Genomic DNA, 16,270 nt, shown 5'->3' on the forward strand with positions numbered 1-16,270 from the left:
CGCCTGAATGTGCCCAGAGCAGTGAGCGTGCCCAAAGCAATGAACGTGCCCAGAAATGTGCTGTGGTTTGAGGTGCTGCTCTATCTGTCGCTGACGCTCGATGCGTTGTCGGTGGCGTTCCAGGACCGCACGCCGACCGACGTGAGGACTGATCAGATGATCACCGGCGAGACGCTGACCGCCGGCTGCATGATCCTGCTGCTGGTGTATTTCGTCCGGCTCGCCGCGCAGCACCGCAAGAACTGGCCGCGCTGGGCGCTGGGCGCGATGCTGGTGCTGTCGGTGATCTCGCTGGTGCAGGTGATCGGCGAGAAGGGCCTGGAGCTCGACAGCGCCATCGAGGTGGTGTCCTGCATCCTGACCACGGCCGGGCTGTATTATTCCTTCACCGGCGACGCGCAGGGCTGGTTCAACGCGTAGGCTGCGTTGGGCGGGTTAGCCCAACGGGTCCGCGCCAGCGCGGCCCGATGACAGACTACCGGCGTAACCCGCCGCGTAACTTCCTGGCGATATCGGCGGATTACGCTGCGCTAATCCGCCCTACATGATACTTTTGCAGCCATGGAATGGACCGACGAAGGCATCGTGCTGGGCGTGCGGCGGCATGGCGAATCCTCCGCCATTGTCGAACTGTTGACGCGCGAGCACGGCCGCCATCTCGGCCTGGTGCGCGGCGGCGCCGGCTCGCGGATGCGGCCGCTGCTGCAGCCCGGCAACAGCGTCACGGCGGTGTGGCGGGCGCGGCTCGACGAGCATCTCGGCATGTATGCGCTGGAGGGCACGCGGTTGCGGGCGGCGACGCTGCTCGCTTCGTCGCACGCGGTCTATGGCGTGACGCATCTGGCGGCGCTGGCGCGGCTGCTGCCGGAGCGCGATCCGCATCAAGACATCTACGAGATGCTGCAGGGGACGCTCGACGATTTCGACGATGCCGACGTCGCGGCGGTCCACCTGATCCGGTTTGAGCTGGCCATGCTGACCGAGCTCGGCTTCGGGCTTGACCTGGAAAACTGCGCGGCGACTGGAGAGACCTCCGACCTGATCTACGTGTCGCCGAAATCCGGCGGCGCCGTGTCCCGCGCCGCTGGCGAGCCGTGGCGCGACCGGCTGTTGCCGCTGCCGGCGTTCCTGCGCGAAGGCGAGAGCGGCGCCAACAGCTGGTCGGAGCAGGACCTGCGCGACGGCTTCCAGATCACCGGTCTGTTCCTGCTCCGCCACGTGCTGGAGCCGCGAGGGCAGGGCCATTCCGACGCCCGCGACGGCTTTATCAACGCCGTGACCAAGCCGCGAAGCCGAACGGCGGTTCCGTAAGGCCGATTCGGGCCCTAAATTCCCGGTGATTCGCGGCTTGCCCGATTCACCGCCAAGGTTTAACGCCTCCTCATGGGAAAACGACAGGTTCCGCCGGAAAAGCCGGCCGAAATTCACGACGTGCCGCTGCGTGATGCGCTCGAGGAGCGCTATCTTGCTTATGCGCTCTCGACCATCATGCATCGTGCACTGCCGGACGCCCGCGACGGGCTGAAGCCGGTGCACCGGCGCATCCTCTACGGCATGGACCTGCTCGGGCTCGACCCGCGCGCGGCATTCAAGAAGTCGGCCAAGATCGTCGGCGACGTGATGGGCTCGTTCCATCCGCATGGCGACCAGGCGATTTATGACGCCATGGTGCGCCTCGCGCAGGATTTCTCCTCGCGCTACCCGCTGGTCGACGGCCAGGGCAATTTCGGCAATATCGACGGCGATAATCCGGCCGCCTACCGGTACACGGAAGCCCGCATGACGGAAGTCGCGCGGCTCCTGCTCGACGGTATCGACGAGGACGGCGTCGAGTTTCGCCTCAACTACGATGGCCAGTCGAAAGAGCCGGTGGTGCTGCCGGGCGGCTTCCCGAACCTGCTCGCCAACGGCGCGCAGGGCATCGCGGTCGGCATGGCGACCTCGATCCCGCCGCACAACGCCGCCGAGCTCTGCGACGCCGCGCTGCACCTGATCGAGAAGCCCGACGCCAAGTCGAAGGCGCTGCTGAAATGGGTCAAGGGACCGGACTTCCCGACCGGCGGCATCGTCGTCGATTCCAAGGAAGCGATCGTCGAGGCCTACACGACGGGGCGCGGCTCGTTCCGCACCCGCGCGCGCTGGTCGGTGGAGGAGGGTGCCCGCGGTGCCTGGGTCGTCGTCGTCACCGAAATCCCGTGGCTGGTGCAGAAGTCGCGTATGCACGAGAAGATCTCGGAGCTCCTCGACCAGAAGAAGCTGCCGTTGGTCGGTGACGTGCGCGATGAATCCGCTGAGGACGTCCGCTTCGTCATCGAACCGAAGTCGCGCACCGTCGATCCGGCGCTGATGATGGAATCGCTGTTCCGGCTGACCGAGCTGGAAAGCAAGATCTCGCTGAACCTGAACGTGCTGATCAAGGGCCGCATCCCGAAGGTGGTCGGCCTTGCCGAGTGCCTGCGCGAATGGCTCGACCATCTGCGCGACGTGCTGGTCCGCCGTTCCAATTTCCGCAAGACGCAGATCGAGCACCGCCTGGAAGTGCTGGGCGGCCACCTCGTCGCCTATCTGAATCTCGACAAGGTGATCAAGATCATCCGCACCGAGGACGAACCGAAGCCGGTCTTGATGAAGACCTTCAACCTCACAGACGTCCAGGCCGACGCCATCCTCAACATGCGCCTGCGCAATTTGCGTCGCCTGGAGGAGATGGAGATCCGCACCGAGGACAAGGAGCTGCGCAAGGAGCTGAAGGGCATCGAGGGCTTGCTCGGCTCCGAGACCGAGCAATGGGCCAAGGTCAGCGATCAGGTCCGCAAGGTCCGCGATATCTTCGGGCCCAAGACACCGCTCGGCAAGCGCCGCACCACCTTCGCCGATGCGCCCGAGCATGATCTCGCCGCGATCGAGGAAGCCCTGGTCGAGCGCGAGCCGTGCACCGTCGTGATCTCCGAGAAGGGCTGGGTGCGGACGCTGAAGGGCCATGTCGAGGATCTGTCGGGGCTCGCCTTCAAGACCGACGACAAGCTCGAGCACTCGTTCTTTGCCGAGACCACCTCGAAGCTGCTGCTGTTCGCCACCAACGGCAAGTTCTACTCGCTCGATGTCGCCAAGCTGCCGGGCGGCCGCGGCCATGGCGAGCCGATCCGCATGTTCATCGACCTCGAGCAGGACGCCGCGATCATCTCGCTGTTCGTCAACAAGGGCGAGCGCAAATTCCTGATCGCGAGCAGCGAGGGACAGGGCTTCGTCGTCAAGGAAGAGGACTGCGTCGGCAACACCCGCAAGGGCAAGCAGGTGCTCAATGTCGAGATGCCGAACGAGGCCCGTGCGATCACGACCGTGAATGGCGACACCGTTGCCGTGATCGGCACCAACCACAAGATGGTGCTGTTCGGTCTCGACCAGGTGCCGGAGATGGCGCGGGGCCGCGGCGTTCGGCTGCAGAAATACAGCAGCTCGGAGCTGTCCGATGTCGCGGTGTTCGACGCCAAGGCCGGCCTGACATGGAAGGACTCCGCCGGCCGTGAGCACAGCATGACCTTGAAGGAACTGGCCGACTGGCGCGGCAACCGCGCCGACGCCGGTCGGCTCGCCCATGGCCTGCCGAAGTCGAACAAGTTCAATCGCGGCGTGGAGTAGTTGCGGTGGGCGGGTTGGGCGCAAGCCGTAACCCGCCGTTCGACAGCCGTGGTGTGATAGTATCCACATTTCGCCGCGCTATAACCGTCGCCGACGGTATCGGGCGACGGTTGCCATGGCGCACAATCACGACCACGACCATGACCACAGCGGTCATTCTCACGGACATTCCCACGCCGGGCATTCCCATGCCGGGCACAGCCACGCGCCGGACAGTTTCGGTACGGCCTTTGCGGTCGGCGCGTCGCTGAACACTGCCTTCGTCATCGCCGAGCTGATCTTCGGCTATTCCGCCAACTCGCTGGCGCTGGTCTCCGACGCTGTTCACAATCTCTCCGACGTCATCGCGCTGCTGCTGGCCTGGGGCGCGGCGTGGCTGGCCGGCAGGCGCCCGACCGACACCCACACCTACGGCTATCGTCGTGCCTCGATCCTGGCGGCGTTGTTCAATGCCGGGCTGCTGTTGATCGCGGTCGGCGGCATCGCGGTCGAGGCGATCAACCGCTTCCGCGAGCCGGCCGAAGTCGCGAGCTGGACCGTGGTCTGGGTCGCGGCGCTCGGCATCCTGATCAATGGCGGCACGGCGCTGGTGTTCATGCGCGGCCGCGACAGCGACCTCAATGTGCGCGGCGCCTATCTGCACATGGCGGCGGACGCCGGCGTCTCGTTCGGCGTCGTGATCGCCGCGCTGCTGATCATGGCGACCGGCTGGCAGTGGCTCGACCCGGCGATCAGCCTCGTCATTGCCGTGGTGGTGCTGCTGAGCGGCTGGGAGCTTGCCCGCGACAGCGTCAACCTCGCGCTCGACGCGGTGCCGAGGGGCATCGATCTCAAGCAGGTGAGGGACTATCTCGGCGCGCTCGAGGGCGTCACCGAGGTGCACGACCTGCACATCTGGGCGATGAGCACGAGCGAGACGGCGTTGACCGCACACCTGGTGCGGCCCGGCGGACATGACGATGTCTTCCTGCATCGCGTCTGCGCCGAGCTGTCGGAGCGATTCAGCATCCACCACGCGACCCTGCAGGTCGAGATCAGCAGCGAGACCTGCCGGCTGGCGCCGGCGGAAATGGTCTAGCCCGCGGCGAGATTCACTCGCGTTCAATTGATCGATCGACCCACGTCCGTGTCTTCCACGGCCGCCGATGAGGCGGCACATTGCGGCCGCGCGTTGAGCGGGCGCGATCAATGGAGGGCAACGTGAAGAAGGCAATCGGTCTTGCGATGTTGCTGTGGCTCGTGGGCGCCGTGCCGCAGGCAGACGCCCAGCCGGCGAAAACAGGCGTCGAGCGGCTCTACATCCTCAACTGCGGCGAAGGCGTTGCCGGCGACATTTCACGCTGGTCGCCCGGCGTCAATGAAGGCAAGTCGATGGATTTCGTCGACAATTGCTATCTGATCAAGCACGCGCAGGGCTGGTTCCTGTGGGACACCGGCATTCCCGACGCGGTCGCGGCGATGCCGAACGGCCTTGCGCCTCCCGATCCCAAGGCGGTGACCTGGCGGCGGCCGAAGACGCTGGCCGCGCAGCTCGACCAGCTCGGGGTGAAGCCGTCGGACATCAAGGCGATCGCCGTCTCGCATACCCATCCCGATCACATCGGCAATGTCGAGCTGTTCCCGGCCGCGATGCTGTATGTGCAGAAGGCGGAGTATGAATGGCCCGGCGCCAACAACGCGCCGCGCTTCAAGCCGGAGCATCCCGTCACGAAACTCGAGGGCGACCGCGATGTGTTCGGCGACGGCAGCGTCACCATCCTGTCGACGCCGGGCCACACGCCCGGCCACCAGTCGCTGCTGGTGAAGTTGCCGAAGACCGGCGCGGTCGTGCTGACCGCGCGATGCGGTTCACTTCAGGGACAATTGGGACAATCGGCGCGTGCCGAGCCTGAACGCCAGCAAGGAGCAGACGCTGGCTTCGATGCAGAAGATCGCCGACACTCTGACGAAGGAGAAGGCGCAGCTCTGGATCAACCACGACAAGGCCCAGCGCGACGGGCTGAAGCTGTCGCCGGACTTTTATGATTGAGCGGCTTCGGGACCGCGCGCTTTCGCCCAGCCCCGACCGGCCTGATCAGTTGTGCGGGGCGGACGGCGCGGTCACCGACGGGGCGGGCGCGTGCTTCGGCTTCATCGTGCCGGCGTAGAACGACAGCGCGTAGACCAGGATGATGCCGGCCAGATAGACCCCATAGGATTGCGGCGGGGTGATCGCCCACTGCATGAGGCGTCGGATCGGGTTCGGCTGGCCGGCGTGGTTATCCATGCGCCCTTTTGCGCGAAGGCCGGGGCAAAGGGAAGCGGAATCGCCGGCATTCGGTGGCGTCGTTCCGCCCGAAAATGGTGAGGCGCGGCGGCCTTGCAATGCTGGACTGGCGTCCGCATCTGTCACGCGACGACCAGCCCTTCCTCCCGCACCAATTGCCCGGCATAATCCTACGTATGGAACTGACGCCCCGTTTGCGCCTGATGAATTGGCTGGTCCGCCAGGGTCTGACCGGCCTGCCGGAAAACGACCTGCTGCGCGGCTTCTGCGAGCGCTGCCGGGCCGCCGGCATGCCGCTGTCGCGGGCGATCGTCTTCATCGACACCCTGCATCCGATCTTCGAGGGCCGCGGCTTCCGCTGGAACGACGGCGAGAGCAACGAGGCCGACATCTTCGAATACGGCTCGACCAGCAGCGGCGAGGCTAGCCAGAACTGGCGGCGGTCGGCGTTCCATCACATGCTCGAAAACGGCCATGACGAGATGGTGATCGATCTCAACGGCTCGCACGATTTTTCGATGATCGGCGACCTCGCCGAGAAGGGCCACAAGCATTTCGCCGCGTTCGTGCACCGCTTCGGCGAGGCCGGCACGATCGGCGAGATGGACTGCTTCTACTCCTACTACACCACCCGCCGTTCGGACGGCTTCGACGAGAACCATATGTCGGCGCTGCGCGACCTGGTGCCGGTGCTCGGGCTCGCGATCAAGTCGGCCGCCCAGGTCGAGATCGCCCGCACGCTCGGACGGGTCTATCTCGGCCGCGAGACGGCGGAGCAGGTGCTGCGCGGGCGCATGCAGCGCGGCATCACCGAGAAGATCAAGGCCGTGCTGTGGTATTCCGACGTGCGCGGCTCGACCGCGATCAGCGAGCGCATCGGCCCGGACGAGATCATTCCGTTCCTCAACGACTACGCGCAGGCCTCGATCGATGCGATCCATGATGCCGGTGGCGAGGTGCTGAAACTGATCGGCGACGGCGTGCTGGCGATGTTCACCAGCGAGAACATGGCAAGCGCCAGGCGCGCGGCGTTGCGCGCCGAGTACAGATTCCGCCATAACATCCGCGTGCTGAACGATCGCCGCGAGAACGAGGGCCGGCCGACCACCACGGCCTATGTCGGCCTCCATGTCGGTGAGGTCTTCTATGGCAATATCGGCAGCGAGGACCGGCTGGACTTCACGGTGGTCGGGCCCGCCGTCAACGAGGTCAGCCGGATCGCCTCGATGTGCGCTTCGGTCGACCGCGAACTGCTGACCTCGACCGATTTCCGCACCGGCATCGACGCCGCCGGCCGCAACTATCTGGTCTCCACCGGCCGCTTCGTCTTGCGCGGCATCAGCCATGCCCAGGATCTCTATACGCTGGATCCGGCCGTTACCGTCGACGAGGTCGTCGGCGGCAAATATGAACGGTACCTGGCGAGCTGATCTCTCTCCCCGTCATTGCGAGGAGCACAGCGACGAAGCAATCCATGTTCCCACAAGCGGGGGAATGGATTGCTTCGCTTCGCTCGCAATGACGTGAGGGGCGGTTCAGCAGCGCGCGGGTTCGCCGACCATGTCGGGCTGACGCCTGAGCGACACTGCGGGCGACATCAGGATCACCAGCGCCTGGGCAGCGAAGATCGCGGCCGCGAGGTAGAGGCAGGCTTCAGCGCCGTAGAGGCCACCGACGACGGCGCCGAGCGCGGAGCCGAGCGGGCGGGCGCCATAGCTCATGATATTGATCGCGGAGACGCGGCCGAGCAGCGACGGCGGCGTCACCGATTGCCGCAGCGTGGTGGTCGAGATCACCCACAGGATCGGGCCGACACCGAGCAGGAAGAAGCCGAGGCCCGCGAGCAGCGGCGTTGCAATCCAGATGGTCAGCGCCATCACGAGTGAGGCCACGAGACCGGTGACCGGGCCGAGCCCGATCACGGTGCCGAACGCCAGCCGCTTCATCACGCGGGTTGCGAACAGCGCGCCAACCACCATGCCGACCCCGTACATCGCGAGCGTCGTACCGACGCCGGTCGCGCTGAGCCCGAGATGGCGCACCGCATACGGCACGAACACGGCGAGCAGCAGGAAGGACGCAGTGTTGAAGATGAACTGGGTGATGAACACCGGCCGCAGCAAGGCGTGATGCATCACGAAGGCAGCGCCTTCCTTGATGTCCTGCATCGGATGACGTCGCGGGGCAGGCTGGCGTGCCGGCTCGTAGATGCCGGCGAGCAGCACGACCGCGATCGCCGACAGCGCCGCGGCAAAGCCGAATGCCGGCGCAGCGCCGACCCAGCCGACCAGCACGCCGCCGAGCGCGGGTCCGCTGGCGAAAGCGACGGTGCGCGCAAGTTCGATACGGGCATTCGCGGCCGGCAATTGCTGCGAGGTCACCAGCGACGGGACGAGCGCAGGTGCTGCGACGCTGTAGGCGACCGTGCCGCAGACTGCGATGAAGCCGAGCAAAGCGAGCAACGGCAAGGTCATCGCGCCGAACCACAACAACAGCAGGATCGCGGCAAGGGCGGCGGCGCGCAGCGCCTCGGAGCCCGCCATCACCCAGCGCCGCGACACGCGGTCAGCCAGCAGGCCTGCGGGAATCGCAAACAGGATGAACGGCAGCGTCAGCGCGGTCTGCAACAGGCCGGTCTGGCCTTCGCCGACGCCGAGCACCAGCACGGCGACGATGGGCGCGGCCGCAAGCGCAATCTGCTCGGCCGATTGCGCGGCGAGGTTGGACCAGGCCAGGCGGTTGAAGGTGGCGGGCAGGCGCGGCGTATCGGCGGACATGGCAGAATCCTCAGGGAAATTCGATCTGGCCATAGTGTGTGGTTGGAAGACGCCCGATCCCACCCGTTTCCCGACAACGCCAAAAACAAAGCCCGCCGTGAGAGGCGGGCTTTTCGTTGGACAACGAAATTCGCTCTGCAACCGCATCGGACGTGCGTTCCCGCTTGCGGGGGAGGGTTAGGGTGGGGGTCTATCCGCGAGTCGCATCGTGGAGAGCGCCCCCACCCGGATCGCATCTTCGATGCGATCCGACCTCCCCCGCAAGCGGGAGAGGTGAAGCGCATCTGCCGTCAGACCGCGTCACAGCGGTTTGGCAGCCGGAGTAAGTTGGCCGCTGATGGTCCCGACCAGAGCGGTTGGCGCGCTTTCGACGCTCACTGCCGGTGTTTCGGCGACCTCCGTCTTGCGCTGCGCCAGCGCGCTGGTCAGGCTGGTGAGCGCGTCGGGGCCGGCCGGGAAGCCTGCCTCCGCGAGGATCTTGTCGATCATCGGCTTGAACGCCGAAACCGACAGCAATTGCGCGGCGAGGCCGTCGCCGAGCCCGAGGCCGCCATTGCCGTTGGCATGGCCGTTGGCGCCGCCGCGGCCGAGCATGCTGCCGGTGTCGAAGATCCGGATGTCGGAGATCTTCTCGATCGGCTTCACCGCCTCGGCGAGCGCGCTCGGGATCACGTTGATCCGCGCGAGGTTGAGATCGTAGGCGATCATGTCGGCGCTCAGCTTGTTACGCGCTTCCGCCTTCAAGGTTGCGACCTCGGCTTCCGCCTGGCCGAGCGCCTTGACGCCGGCGGCGCGGGTGGTGGCGGCGTTGGCGTCGGCTTTCGCCAGCACGTTGGTGGCCTCGGCCTTGTTGGCCGCAGCCTGCTTCTCGGCCTCCGCCATCACGGTGATCGGCATCGCGTTGGTCTCGGCGACCTTGCGCGCGGCGATCACATTGATGATCTTGTCGCGCTCGGCGACCTCGGTGGCGCGGGCGGTGGTGACCTTTTCCTCGGCTGCAATCGCAAGTGCGCGTGCGGTCTCGGCGATGGTCTGGGCTTCCGACTGCTCCTTGCTCTTGGTCGCGACCGCGATCGCGGCCTCCTGCGCCACGATCTGCAGCTCGCGGTCGGTTTCGGTGGTGCGGCGCTTCACGGCGAGATCGGCCTCGATCTTGCGGGTATCGCGGGCCTGGTTGGCCTCAGTCTGCTTGTTGGCGACCGCGAGCTCCTGCTGGATGCGGTATTCGGCTTCGTTCTGCAACGCGGTCTGTTCGACCTGCGCCGTCTGCGCGCGCATCGCGGCGGTCTTGTTGGCGATGTCGCGCTGCTGTGCCAGCTCGGCCTCGCGCTTGGTGCTCTCGATCGTCAGCGTGGTTTGCCGCGCCACCAGGTCCTGTTGTGCGATATTGACCTCGGTGGTGCGGACGATCTGGTTGCGCTCCTGCTCACGCTCCTTGGTGATCTTGGTCAACGTGGTGAGGCCGTGCGCGTCGAAGAAATTGCTCGGGTTGAAATGCTTGATGTCGCTCTGGTCGAGCCGCGTCAGCGACACCGACTCGAGTTCGAGACCGTTGTTCTGGATGTCGGCGCCGACCGCGTCCTGCACCGCCTTGACGAAGGTCGCGCGCTGCTCCTGCAACTCCTCGAGGTTCATGGTCGCGGCGACCGAGCGCAGGCCGTCGACGAACTTGGCCTCGACCAGCTCGCGGAGCTCGGCCGCGTCATTGGTGCGGTTGCCGAGCGTCTGCGCGGCCAGCGCGATCGACGAAGAGTCGGGTTTGACGCGCAGATAGAACTCGGCGCCGATATCGACACGCATGCGGTCCTTGGTGATCAGCGAGTCCGGGCCGCCACGCGCGACCTCGAGCCGCAGCGTCTTCAGGTTCACCGCGGCGGTGGAGTGGAAGATCGGCAGCACGAGCGAGCCGCCGTCGAGCACCACCTTCTGACCGCCGAGGCCAGTGCGCACATAGGCCTCATCGCGAGTCGAGCGCTTGTAGAGTTTTGCGAAAAGCAGGCCAATGACGAGGATAGCGAGGACGCCAATGGCGACGGGTACAGCAAGTTCCCACATATGTTATGCCCTGTTGGAAGATTGTTGTTATTCAATGAGGTCGGAAGGAGCGGCGATCGCAATGAATCCTTTGGCATCGCGGTCGACCAGCAACACGCTGGCGCCGACCGGCAATGCCTCGGACTCTGCGCTGGCCCGCGCCGACAAGGTGTGCCAGTTGCCGAAGACATCCTTGAGACGGACCCTGCCGGGCAGGCCCTGATCGAGCGGGCCGACCGACACGGTTGCAACCTTGCCGACAAAGTCGCTGTCGTTGACCGCATAGCTCTCGTCGCGCGGAATGATGCGGGCGAGGCCGCGGCTCGTAGTTCTGATCACGGGGACGCTGCCGGCGGCAGCCACCACCGCGGCAATCGAGACCGGAATGGCGGTGCCTGCGGCATGCGCCAGTCCCTGAAGCAGGAAGCCTCCGATCGAGAATATGCCAAGTATCAGGATGATCAGGATCAGGAGGGGAAGCCGCCCGGCGTTGATCCAGAGAAACAGGCCACTGAGAGCGTTGTGGCTCTCGGCCTCGATCGCGAAATCCTTGCCGACGAGTTCGCTGATCGAAAGTCCGACCATGGTGGTCAGCAGCTCGATACCGCCAAGTGCCACCATGATCGCAGCCGCGACCGCGAAGGGCCGCACGTCCGGGGCGAGCAGAATGTCGCCAACTGCACTCATTTTTCTGACTTGATCCTTTCAAGCCGCGCCGCGATTTCCTTTTCGCGGTGCAGGCGATCGAGTTCGTCGAGTTCCTTGTCGCCGAGCACGCTGGAGGCGGGAACACCGGTGACCCGGGCGATCGCCGCCATGGCGCGCTCAGCACTCAATGTATTGGTCGTCGATGGGCCCCGGCTGGTTTCGTCCTTGGCCTCGCGGATCAGACTTTGTTCGAGATCGGCTAGTCGCGCCTCTGCCTCGCGGCGTGCGCCGAGCATGGCTTGCAGCGCCTTGGTCTGCTCGTCGATCTCGAGCTCGATGAAATCCATCGCGCGTTCCAGCGCGATCACCTGCGACCCCAGGTCAATTTGTCGTGCGACACCGGCGCGCGCGAGATCCTCGCGACTTTCCGCAAGTGCGAGACGGATCTTCTCGTTCAGAGCAGTCGTCTCGGTATCCAGTTCTTCGCGCCGCCTCTTCAAGCGGAATTCCTCGGCGCGCGACTTGCCGAGCGCGTAGCGCGCTTCGTCGGCGCCGGCGTCGATCTCGCGGATCGCCTGCTTGACCAGCGCGACCTTGTTGTTGCTCTCGACGTTGTCGATGGTCTGACTCGCGATGGCGGCAAGAAGCCGGCCCATGCGCGCAAGGATGCCTTCGTGAAGCATGGTCTTCTCCTCCGGTTGTGCTGATTTCGATTTGACGGCGATGTGGATTTCGTAGCCGCGTCCATCCGAGATCAAATGCGCCGGGAAGGGGCTTTCCCAGCCCGAGACATATCCCGGCACGTCGAACGGCACCAAGACGCGTCCGCTGACAGTGCTAATGGTCAGTGAAGTTGGGCCCTTGATCGCAAACAACTTGTCGTCGAGCGGTATCCGGCGGACGGCGGCGCCTGCGATGTAGTTGGCGCGGTCGCGCAGGCCGAGCGTCACCAGCCTTGCGGGCAGGCCGGTCTCCTTGCGGATCTTCTCGTAGGCCTGGGCGTGCAGCGAGACCAGGTTGGCGCCGACCGGTGCGACCTCGGCGAGGATCGCCATCATCCGGTCATAGGCCGCAAAGGTCGCCTCGATCGCCTCGATGCCCGACGGGTCAGGGGCGAGGGCGTAGCGCAGCGTTGCGGTTGGCATCTCGACGGGCAGCTTGATCATGCATCCAACGTAAAGCACTTCCTCAGTACTTTACAAGGCAGGCATTCGGTATCATTTTCGTGAACCTAGATGCAGTTGCAAATGAATTGCAATAACGGGAAGGATCGGTCATGCTTCTCGGATGGACGCTCGTACCCCTGAAATGTCTCCCGTTTCTGTTGCCGATACCGTGCCAGATGGCTGGCGGGGCGACGCCGGGCATGCGCGCAGCCTGCCCGAGGTGAACGCGACCGTTGCGGTGCCGAGCACAGGCGTGTGGTGGCGGCGACTGCTGGCCTTCGCGGGGCCGGGCTATCTGGTCTCGGTCGGCTATATGGACCCCGGCAATTGGGCGACCGATCTCGCGGGCGGATCGAAGTTTGGCTACACGCTGCTGTCGGTCATCTTACTCTCCAACCTGATGGCGATCCTGCTGCAGGCGCTTTCGGCCCGGCTTGGCATTGGCCACCGACCGCGACCTGGCGCAGGCCTGCCGGGCGACCTATTCGCGGCCGGTGAATTTGCTGCTGTGGCTCGCCTGCGAGGCCGCGATCATCGCCTGCGACCTCGCCGAGGTGATCGGCACCGCGATCGCGCTGAAGCTATTGTTCGGCATTCCCCTGATCGGCGGCGCGCTGCTTGCGGCGCTCGATGCATTCCTGCTGCTGCTCCTGATGAACCGCGGCTTCCGTTTCCTCGAGGCCTTCGTGATCGCGCTCCTGATCGTCATCGCGGTCTGCTTCGTGGTCCAGATCGCCGCCGCCGCGCCGCCGATTGCCGGCGTGATCGGCGGCTTCATGCCCTCGCGCGAGATCGTCACCAATCCGGAGATGCTCTACATCGCGATCGGCATCATCGGCGCCACCGTGATGCCGCATAACCTCTATCTGCACTCCTCGATCGTGCAGACCCGTGCCTATCCGCGCACCGAGGAGGGCCGGCGCGATGCGATCAAATGGGCGACCACCGACTCCACCATCGCCCTGATGCTGGCGCTGTTCGTCAATGCCGCGATCCTGGTGCTGGCGGCCGCGACCTTCCACAAGAGCGGCCACTCTGACGTCGCCGAGATCGATCAGGCATTCGAGCTGCTGTCGCCGCTGCTCGGGCTCGGCATCGCCTCGACGCTGTTTGCCGTGGCGCTGCTGGCGTCTGGTCTCAACTCGACCGTGACGGCGACGCTGGCCGGCCAGATCGTGATGCAGGGCTTTCTCGACCTCAAGCTGCCCGACTGGTTGCAGCGGCTGGTGACGCGCGGCATCGCGATCGTCCCGGTCATCGTGGTCGCCGCGCTCTATGGCGAGAGAGGCACCGCGCAGCTGCTGGTGTTCAGCCAGGTCGTGCTGTCGATGCAGCTGCCGTTCGCGGTGATCCCGCTGGTGCGCTTCGTGTCCGACAAGCGCAAGATGGGTGCGTTCGCGATTTCGCGCCCCGTTGCGGTGGCAGCATGGATCGTCGCTGGCCTGATCGTGATCCTGAACGTGAAGCTGCTGATCGATACGATCTTCGGCACCTGGAGCGCCTGACTGAAGATGCGCTAGTCCTGCGGCTCGGCCAGCGCCTCGCCTGACGCGTCGACGCGCAGCCAGCCCGACGGCGCGAGTCGCTGCTGCGGCAGGAAGCGGCCCTTGTAGTCCATCTTCTTGGAGCCCTCGATCCAGTAGCCGAGATAGACGTAGGGCAGGCCCTGCCGGCGGGCGCGGGCGATGTGGTCGAGGATCATGAAGGTGCCGAGCGAGCGGGCTTCAAGCCCCGGCTCGAAGAACGAATAGACCATGGACAGCCCGTCGCTGAGCACGTCGGTCAGCGCCACCGCCATCAGCTCGTCGCCGCGGCCGGTGATGGCGCTGTCGGCATTGCGCTTGCGGTACTCGATGATCCGGGTCTCGACATGGCTGTCCTCGACCATCATCGCGTAGTCCAGCACGGTCATGTCGGCCATGCCGCCGTTGCGGTGGCGGCGGTCTCGAGATAGGCGCGGAAGACCGAATATTGCTCCGAGGTCGGGACCGCCGTGCGCTGCTCGCCGATGATGTCGGCATTGCGGGCCAGCACCTTGCGGAAGTTGCGGGACGGGCGGAATTCGTTGGCGACCACCCGGACCGAGACGCAGGCCCGGCAGGCATCGCAGGCCGGGCGGTAGGCGATCGACTGGCTGCGGCGGAAGCCGCCATGGGTCAGCAAGTCGTTGAGATCGCCCGCCTTGTCGCCAACCAGGTGCGTGAAAACCTTCCGCTCGTGCCGGCCCGGCAGATACGGGCAGGGAGAGGGCGCCGTCAGATAGAACTGCGGGGTATCACGCGAGTGCTGGGTCACGTCAGATCGTCGGGCTCCACAAACAATACAGGCAGCCGAGCTAGCATCGCCCCCCGGAGGCTAACGGTCAAATGGTTTAGGCGGGCCTAATAGGAGGCCCGCGCAGCCGGGGTGACCAGGGTCCGGACCGAACTGTTGATAATGACGGTTCCCGAGGATGATGTCGTGCAGCAGCCGGCGACGGCCGTTGAGCAGGCCGACCAGGAGCACCAGCGGCGACAGGAATGAGATCGTCACCCAGAACAGCACCGCGTGGGTGGCGCCGAGCACGAAATAGCCGCGTGCGCCGTACCAGGTGCGCAGTTCCAGATCCATCATCCGCATGCCAATGGTCGCCGAGTGCTGGCCGCCGATCGAGGCGCCGTAATAGACGATCGCCCAGACGATCGAGGCCGGCGACACCAGCCAGAACAGCGCCCAGCCGAGACCGAGCGTGACGAGGCCGAACACCGCAATGAAGATCACCGCCAGGATCACCGGCACCGACAGCACGAAGAGGTCGATCAGGAACGCGAACACGCGCCGCGTCAGCACGCCGCGGAACAGCTCCGGCTGCATCAACGGATCGAACGCATGCGGGGGAACGCCGCCGTCGTTGCGCCAGGCTTCCCTGCGCCAGGTGCCACCGTCATTGCCGTCGGACATGACCAATCTCCGATGAAAGTCCCGCGCAGGACATGGGAGCACGAGGTGTGCCTGCCAAGGCTGCGCCAACATTAACTAGCTGAAATATTCCGGCGATTCGGCGGCCGAAAGCGCCCGCCTCGGTGTAGGCTGGAGGTTGCGTGACGGCGGGGGACATATGGGCACACAGATCGGGTTGCGCTGCCGCTGTGGAGAGGTTCGGGGTGTGGTCACGAACGCCGCGCCGGCGGCCGTCAACCGCGTCGTCTGCTACTGCGACGACTGCCAGGCGTTCCTGCATCGGGTGGGCCGGGCCGATCTCCTCGATGTCCACGGCGGTACCGACATCGTCCAGGTCGCCCCGGCGTCGCTCAGTTTCGTGCAGGGGCATGACAAGATCGCCGGGCTGCGGCTGACGCCCAAAGGACTGTACCGATGGCACACCACCTGCTGCAATTCGCCGGTGGGCAACTCGCTGACACCTGTCGTCCCGTTCGTCGGAATCGTGGCGCAGGCTTTCGACGGCGGCGCACCGCGCGTGGACGAGGTGTTCGGCAAGCCGACCGGCGCAATCCTCGGCAAATATGCGATCGGCGAAGCCCCGAAGGGATCGACCGGCTTCAACCTGCCGCTGATCCTGCGCGCGATCGGCAAGGTGTTGGGCTGGCGCCTGCGCGGCAAGGCCTGGCCGCATCCGTTCTTCAAGCGCGAGACAAATGAGCCGATCTACCCGCTGAGGGTGCTGTCGCAGGACGAGCGCGAGGCGCTGCGCCCGCTCTGCGGTCCACGTCCAACCGCGCCGGCTGGACCGGTGTAGCGCC

11 protein-coding genes and 4 pseudogenes are annotated in these 16,270 nt (G+C 65.6%); 8 read left to right on the top strand and 7 right to left on the bottom strand.

The genetic code is table 11. The features are described 5' to 3' along the window. The first annotated feature begins 39 nt into the window (after nucleotides 1-39). From ACVWW1_RS08180 to ACVWW1_RS08200, 5 genes and pseudogenes are all read left to right on the top strand, one after another. On the top strand, nucleotides 40-420 hold the full coding sequence (locus ACVWW1_RS08180) for a hypothetical protein (RefSeq protein ID WP_092114758.1): 381 nt from the start codon (nucleotides 40-42) through the stop codon (nucleotides 418-420). A 141-nt stretch (nucleotides 421-561) separates the two neighbouring features. Next, nucleotides 562-1,311 carry a DNA repair protein RecO gene (gene recO / locus ACVWW1_RS08185; RefSeq protein WP_456655458.1) on the top strand — a complete coding sequence of 250 codons (750 nt, stop codon included), beginning with the start codon at nucleotides 562-564 and terminating at the stop codon, nucleotides 1,309-1,311. Between the two features lie 72 nt (nucleotides 1,312-1,383). Beyond that, nucleotides 1,384-3,639, top strand: coding sequence for a DNA topoisomerase IV subunit A (gene parC / locus ACVWW1_RS08190; RefSeq protein WP_176530907.1), 2,256 nt, complete (start codon nucleotides 1,384-1,386; stop codon nucleotides 3,637-3,639). Nucleotides 3,640-3,754: 115 nt separating this feature from the next. Next, nucleotides 3,755-4,717, top strand: coding sequence for a cation diffusion facilitator family transporter (locus tag ACVWW1_RS08195; RefSeq protein WP_456655459.1), 963 nt, complete (start codon nucleotides 3,755-3,757; stop codon nucleotides 4,715-4,717). Nucleotides 4,718-4,863: 146 nt separating this feature from the next. After that, a pseudogene (locus ACVWW1_RS08200) lies at nucleotides 4,864-5,668 on the top strand (N-acyl homoserine lactonase family protein). Between the two features lie 45 nt (nucleotides 5,669-5,713). Here the strand turns inward: ACVWW1_RS08200 and ACVWW1_RS08205 are convergent. Beyond that, nucleotides 5,714-5,905 carry a hypothetical protein gene (locus tag ACVWW1_RS08205; protein WP_176530909.1) on the bottom strand — a complete coding sequence of 64 codons (192 nt, stop codon included), beginning with the start codon at nucleotides 5,903-5,905 and terminating at the stop codon, nucleotides 5,714-5,716. 176 nt (nucleotides 5,906-6,081) lie between these two features. On the opposite strand from ACVWW1_RS08205, the gene ACVWW1_RS08210 reads away from it, so the two are divergent. Next, a complete protein-coding gene (locus ACVWW1_RS08210; RefSeq protein ID WP_176530910.1) occupies nucleotides 6,082-7,335 on the top strand; it encodes an adenylate/guanylate cyclase domain-containing protein in 1,254 nt (417 codons plus the stop codon). 105 nt (nucleotides 7,336-7,440) lie between these two features. Here the strand turns inward: ACVWW1_RS08210 and ACVWW1_RS08215 are convergent, their stop codons facing one another. From ACVWW1_RS08215 to ACVWW1_RS08230, 4 genes are all read right to left on the bottom strand, one after another. Next, the gene (locus ACVWW1_RS08215; RefSeq protein WP_456655460.1) at nucleotides 7,441-8,682 is read right to left on the bottom strand and encodes an MFS transporter; all 1,242 of its coding nucleotides are present in this window, start codon (nucleotides 8,680-8,682) and stop codon (nucleotides 7,441-7,443) included. 300 nt (nucleotides 8,683-8,982) lie between these two features. Beyond that, nucleotides 8,983-10,737 carry a flotillin family protein gene (locus ACVWW1_RS08220; protein WP_176530912.1) on the bottom strand — a complete coding sequence of 585 codons (1,755 nt, stop codon included), beginning with the start codon at nucleotides 10,735-10,737 and terminating at the stop codon, nucleotides 8,983-8,985. A 27-nt stretch (nucleotides 10,738-10,764) separates the two neighbouring features. Further along, nucleotides 10,765-11,403, bottom strand: a complete 639-nt coding sequence (locus ACVWW1_RS08225) for an OB-fold-containig protein (protein ID WP_456655461.1) — start codon at nucleotides 11,401-11,403, stop codon at nucleotides 10,765-10,767. Beyond that, a complete protein-coding gene (locus ACVWW1_RS08230) occupies nucleotides 11,400-12,530 on the bottom strand; it encodes a PspA/IM30 family protein (protein WP_456655462.1) in 1,131 nt (376 codons plus the stop codon). Before ACVWW1_RS08230 ends, ACVWW1_RS08225 begins: the two co-directional genes overlap by 4 nt. A 121-nt stretch (nucleotides 12,531-12,651) precedes the next feature. On the opposite strand from ACVWW1_RS08230, the pseudogene ACVWW1_RS08235 reads away from it, so the two are divergent. After that, nucleotides 12,652-14,035: pseudogene (locus ACVWW1_RS08235) on the top strand (Nramp family divalent metal transporter). An 11-nt stretch (nucleotides 14,036-14,046) separates the two neighbouring features. Here the strand turns inward: ACVWW1_RS08235 and ACVWW1_RS08240 are convergent. Together ACVWW1_RS08240 and ACVWW1_RS08245 are read right to left on the bottom strand one after the other, a co-directional pair. After that, a pseudogene (locus tag ACVWW1_RS08240) lies at nucleotides 14,047-14,825 on the bottom strand (arginyltransferase). An 86-nt stretch (nucleotides 14,826-14,911) separates the two neighbouring features. After that, nucleotides 14,912-15,470 (bottom strand): annotated as a pseudogene (locus tag ACVWW1_RS08245) (RDD family protein). Nucleotides 15,471-15,627: 157 nt separating this feature from the next. On the opposite strand from ACVWW1_RS08245, the gene ACVWW1_RS08250 reads away from it, so the two are divergent. Then, nucleotides 15,628-16,266, top strand: coding sequence for a DUF6151 family protein (locus ACVWW1_RS08250; RefSeq protein ID WP_456655463.1), 639 nt, complete (start codon nucleotides 15,628-15,630; stop codon nucleotides 16,264-16,266). The last annotated feature ends 4 nt before the right edge of the window (nucleotides 16,267-16,270 follow it).

This window comes from Bradyrhizobium sp. JR3.5 (assembly GCF_054057015.1).

Bases quoted from the DNA above. Each gene is read 5' to 3' on its own strand.
- ACVWW1_RS08180 (WP_092114758.1), top strand. From the start codon at position 40: ATGAACGTGCCCAGAAATGTGCTGTGGTTTGAGGTGCTGCTCTATCTG.
- recO (WP_456655458.1), top strand. From the start codon at position 562: ATGGAATGGACCGACGAAGGCATCGTGCTGGGCGTGCGGCGGCATGGC.
- parC (WP_176530907.1), top strand. From the start codon at position 1,384: ATGGGAAAACGACAGGTTCCGCCGGAAAAGCCGGCCGAAATTCACGAC.
- ACVWW1_RS08195 (WP_456655459.1), top strand. From the start codon at position 3,755: ATGGCGCACAATCACGACCACGACCATGACCACAGCGGTCATTCTCAC.
- ACVWW1_RS08205 (WP_176530909.1), bottom strand. From the start codon at position 5,905: ATGGATAACCACGCCGGCCAGCCGAACCCGATCCGACGCCTCATGCAG.
- ACVWW1_RS08210 (WP_176530910.1), top strand. From the start codon at position 6,082: ATGGAACTGACGCCCCGTTTGCGCCTGATGAATTGGCTGGTCCGCCAG.
- ACVWW1_RS08215 (WP_456655460.1), bottom strand. From the start codon at position 8,682: ATGTCCGCCGATACGCCGCGCCTGCCCGCCACCTTCAACCGCCTGGCC.
- ACVWW1_RS08220 (WP_176530912.1), bottom strand. From the start codon at position 10,737: ATGTGGGAACTTGCTGTACCCGTCGCCATTGGCGTCCTCGCTATCCTC.
- ACVWW1_RS08225 (WP_456655461.1), bottom strand. From the start codon at position 11,403: ATGAGTGCAGTTGGCGACATTCTGCTCGCCCCGGACGTGCGGCCCTTC.
- ACVWW1_RS08230 (WP_456655462.1), bottom strand. From the start codon at position 12,530: ATGATCAAGCTGCCCGTCGAGATGCCAACCGCAACGCTGCGCTACGCC.
- ACVWW1_RS08250 (WP_456655463.1), top strand. From the start codon at position 15,628: ATGGGCACACAGATCGGGTTGCGCTGCCGCTGTGGAGAGGTTCGGGGT.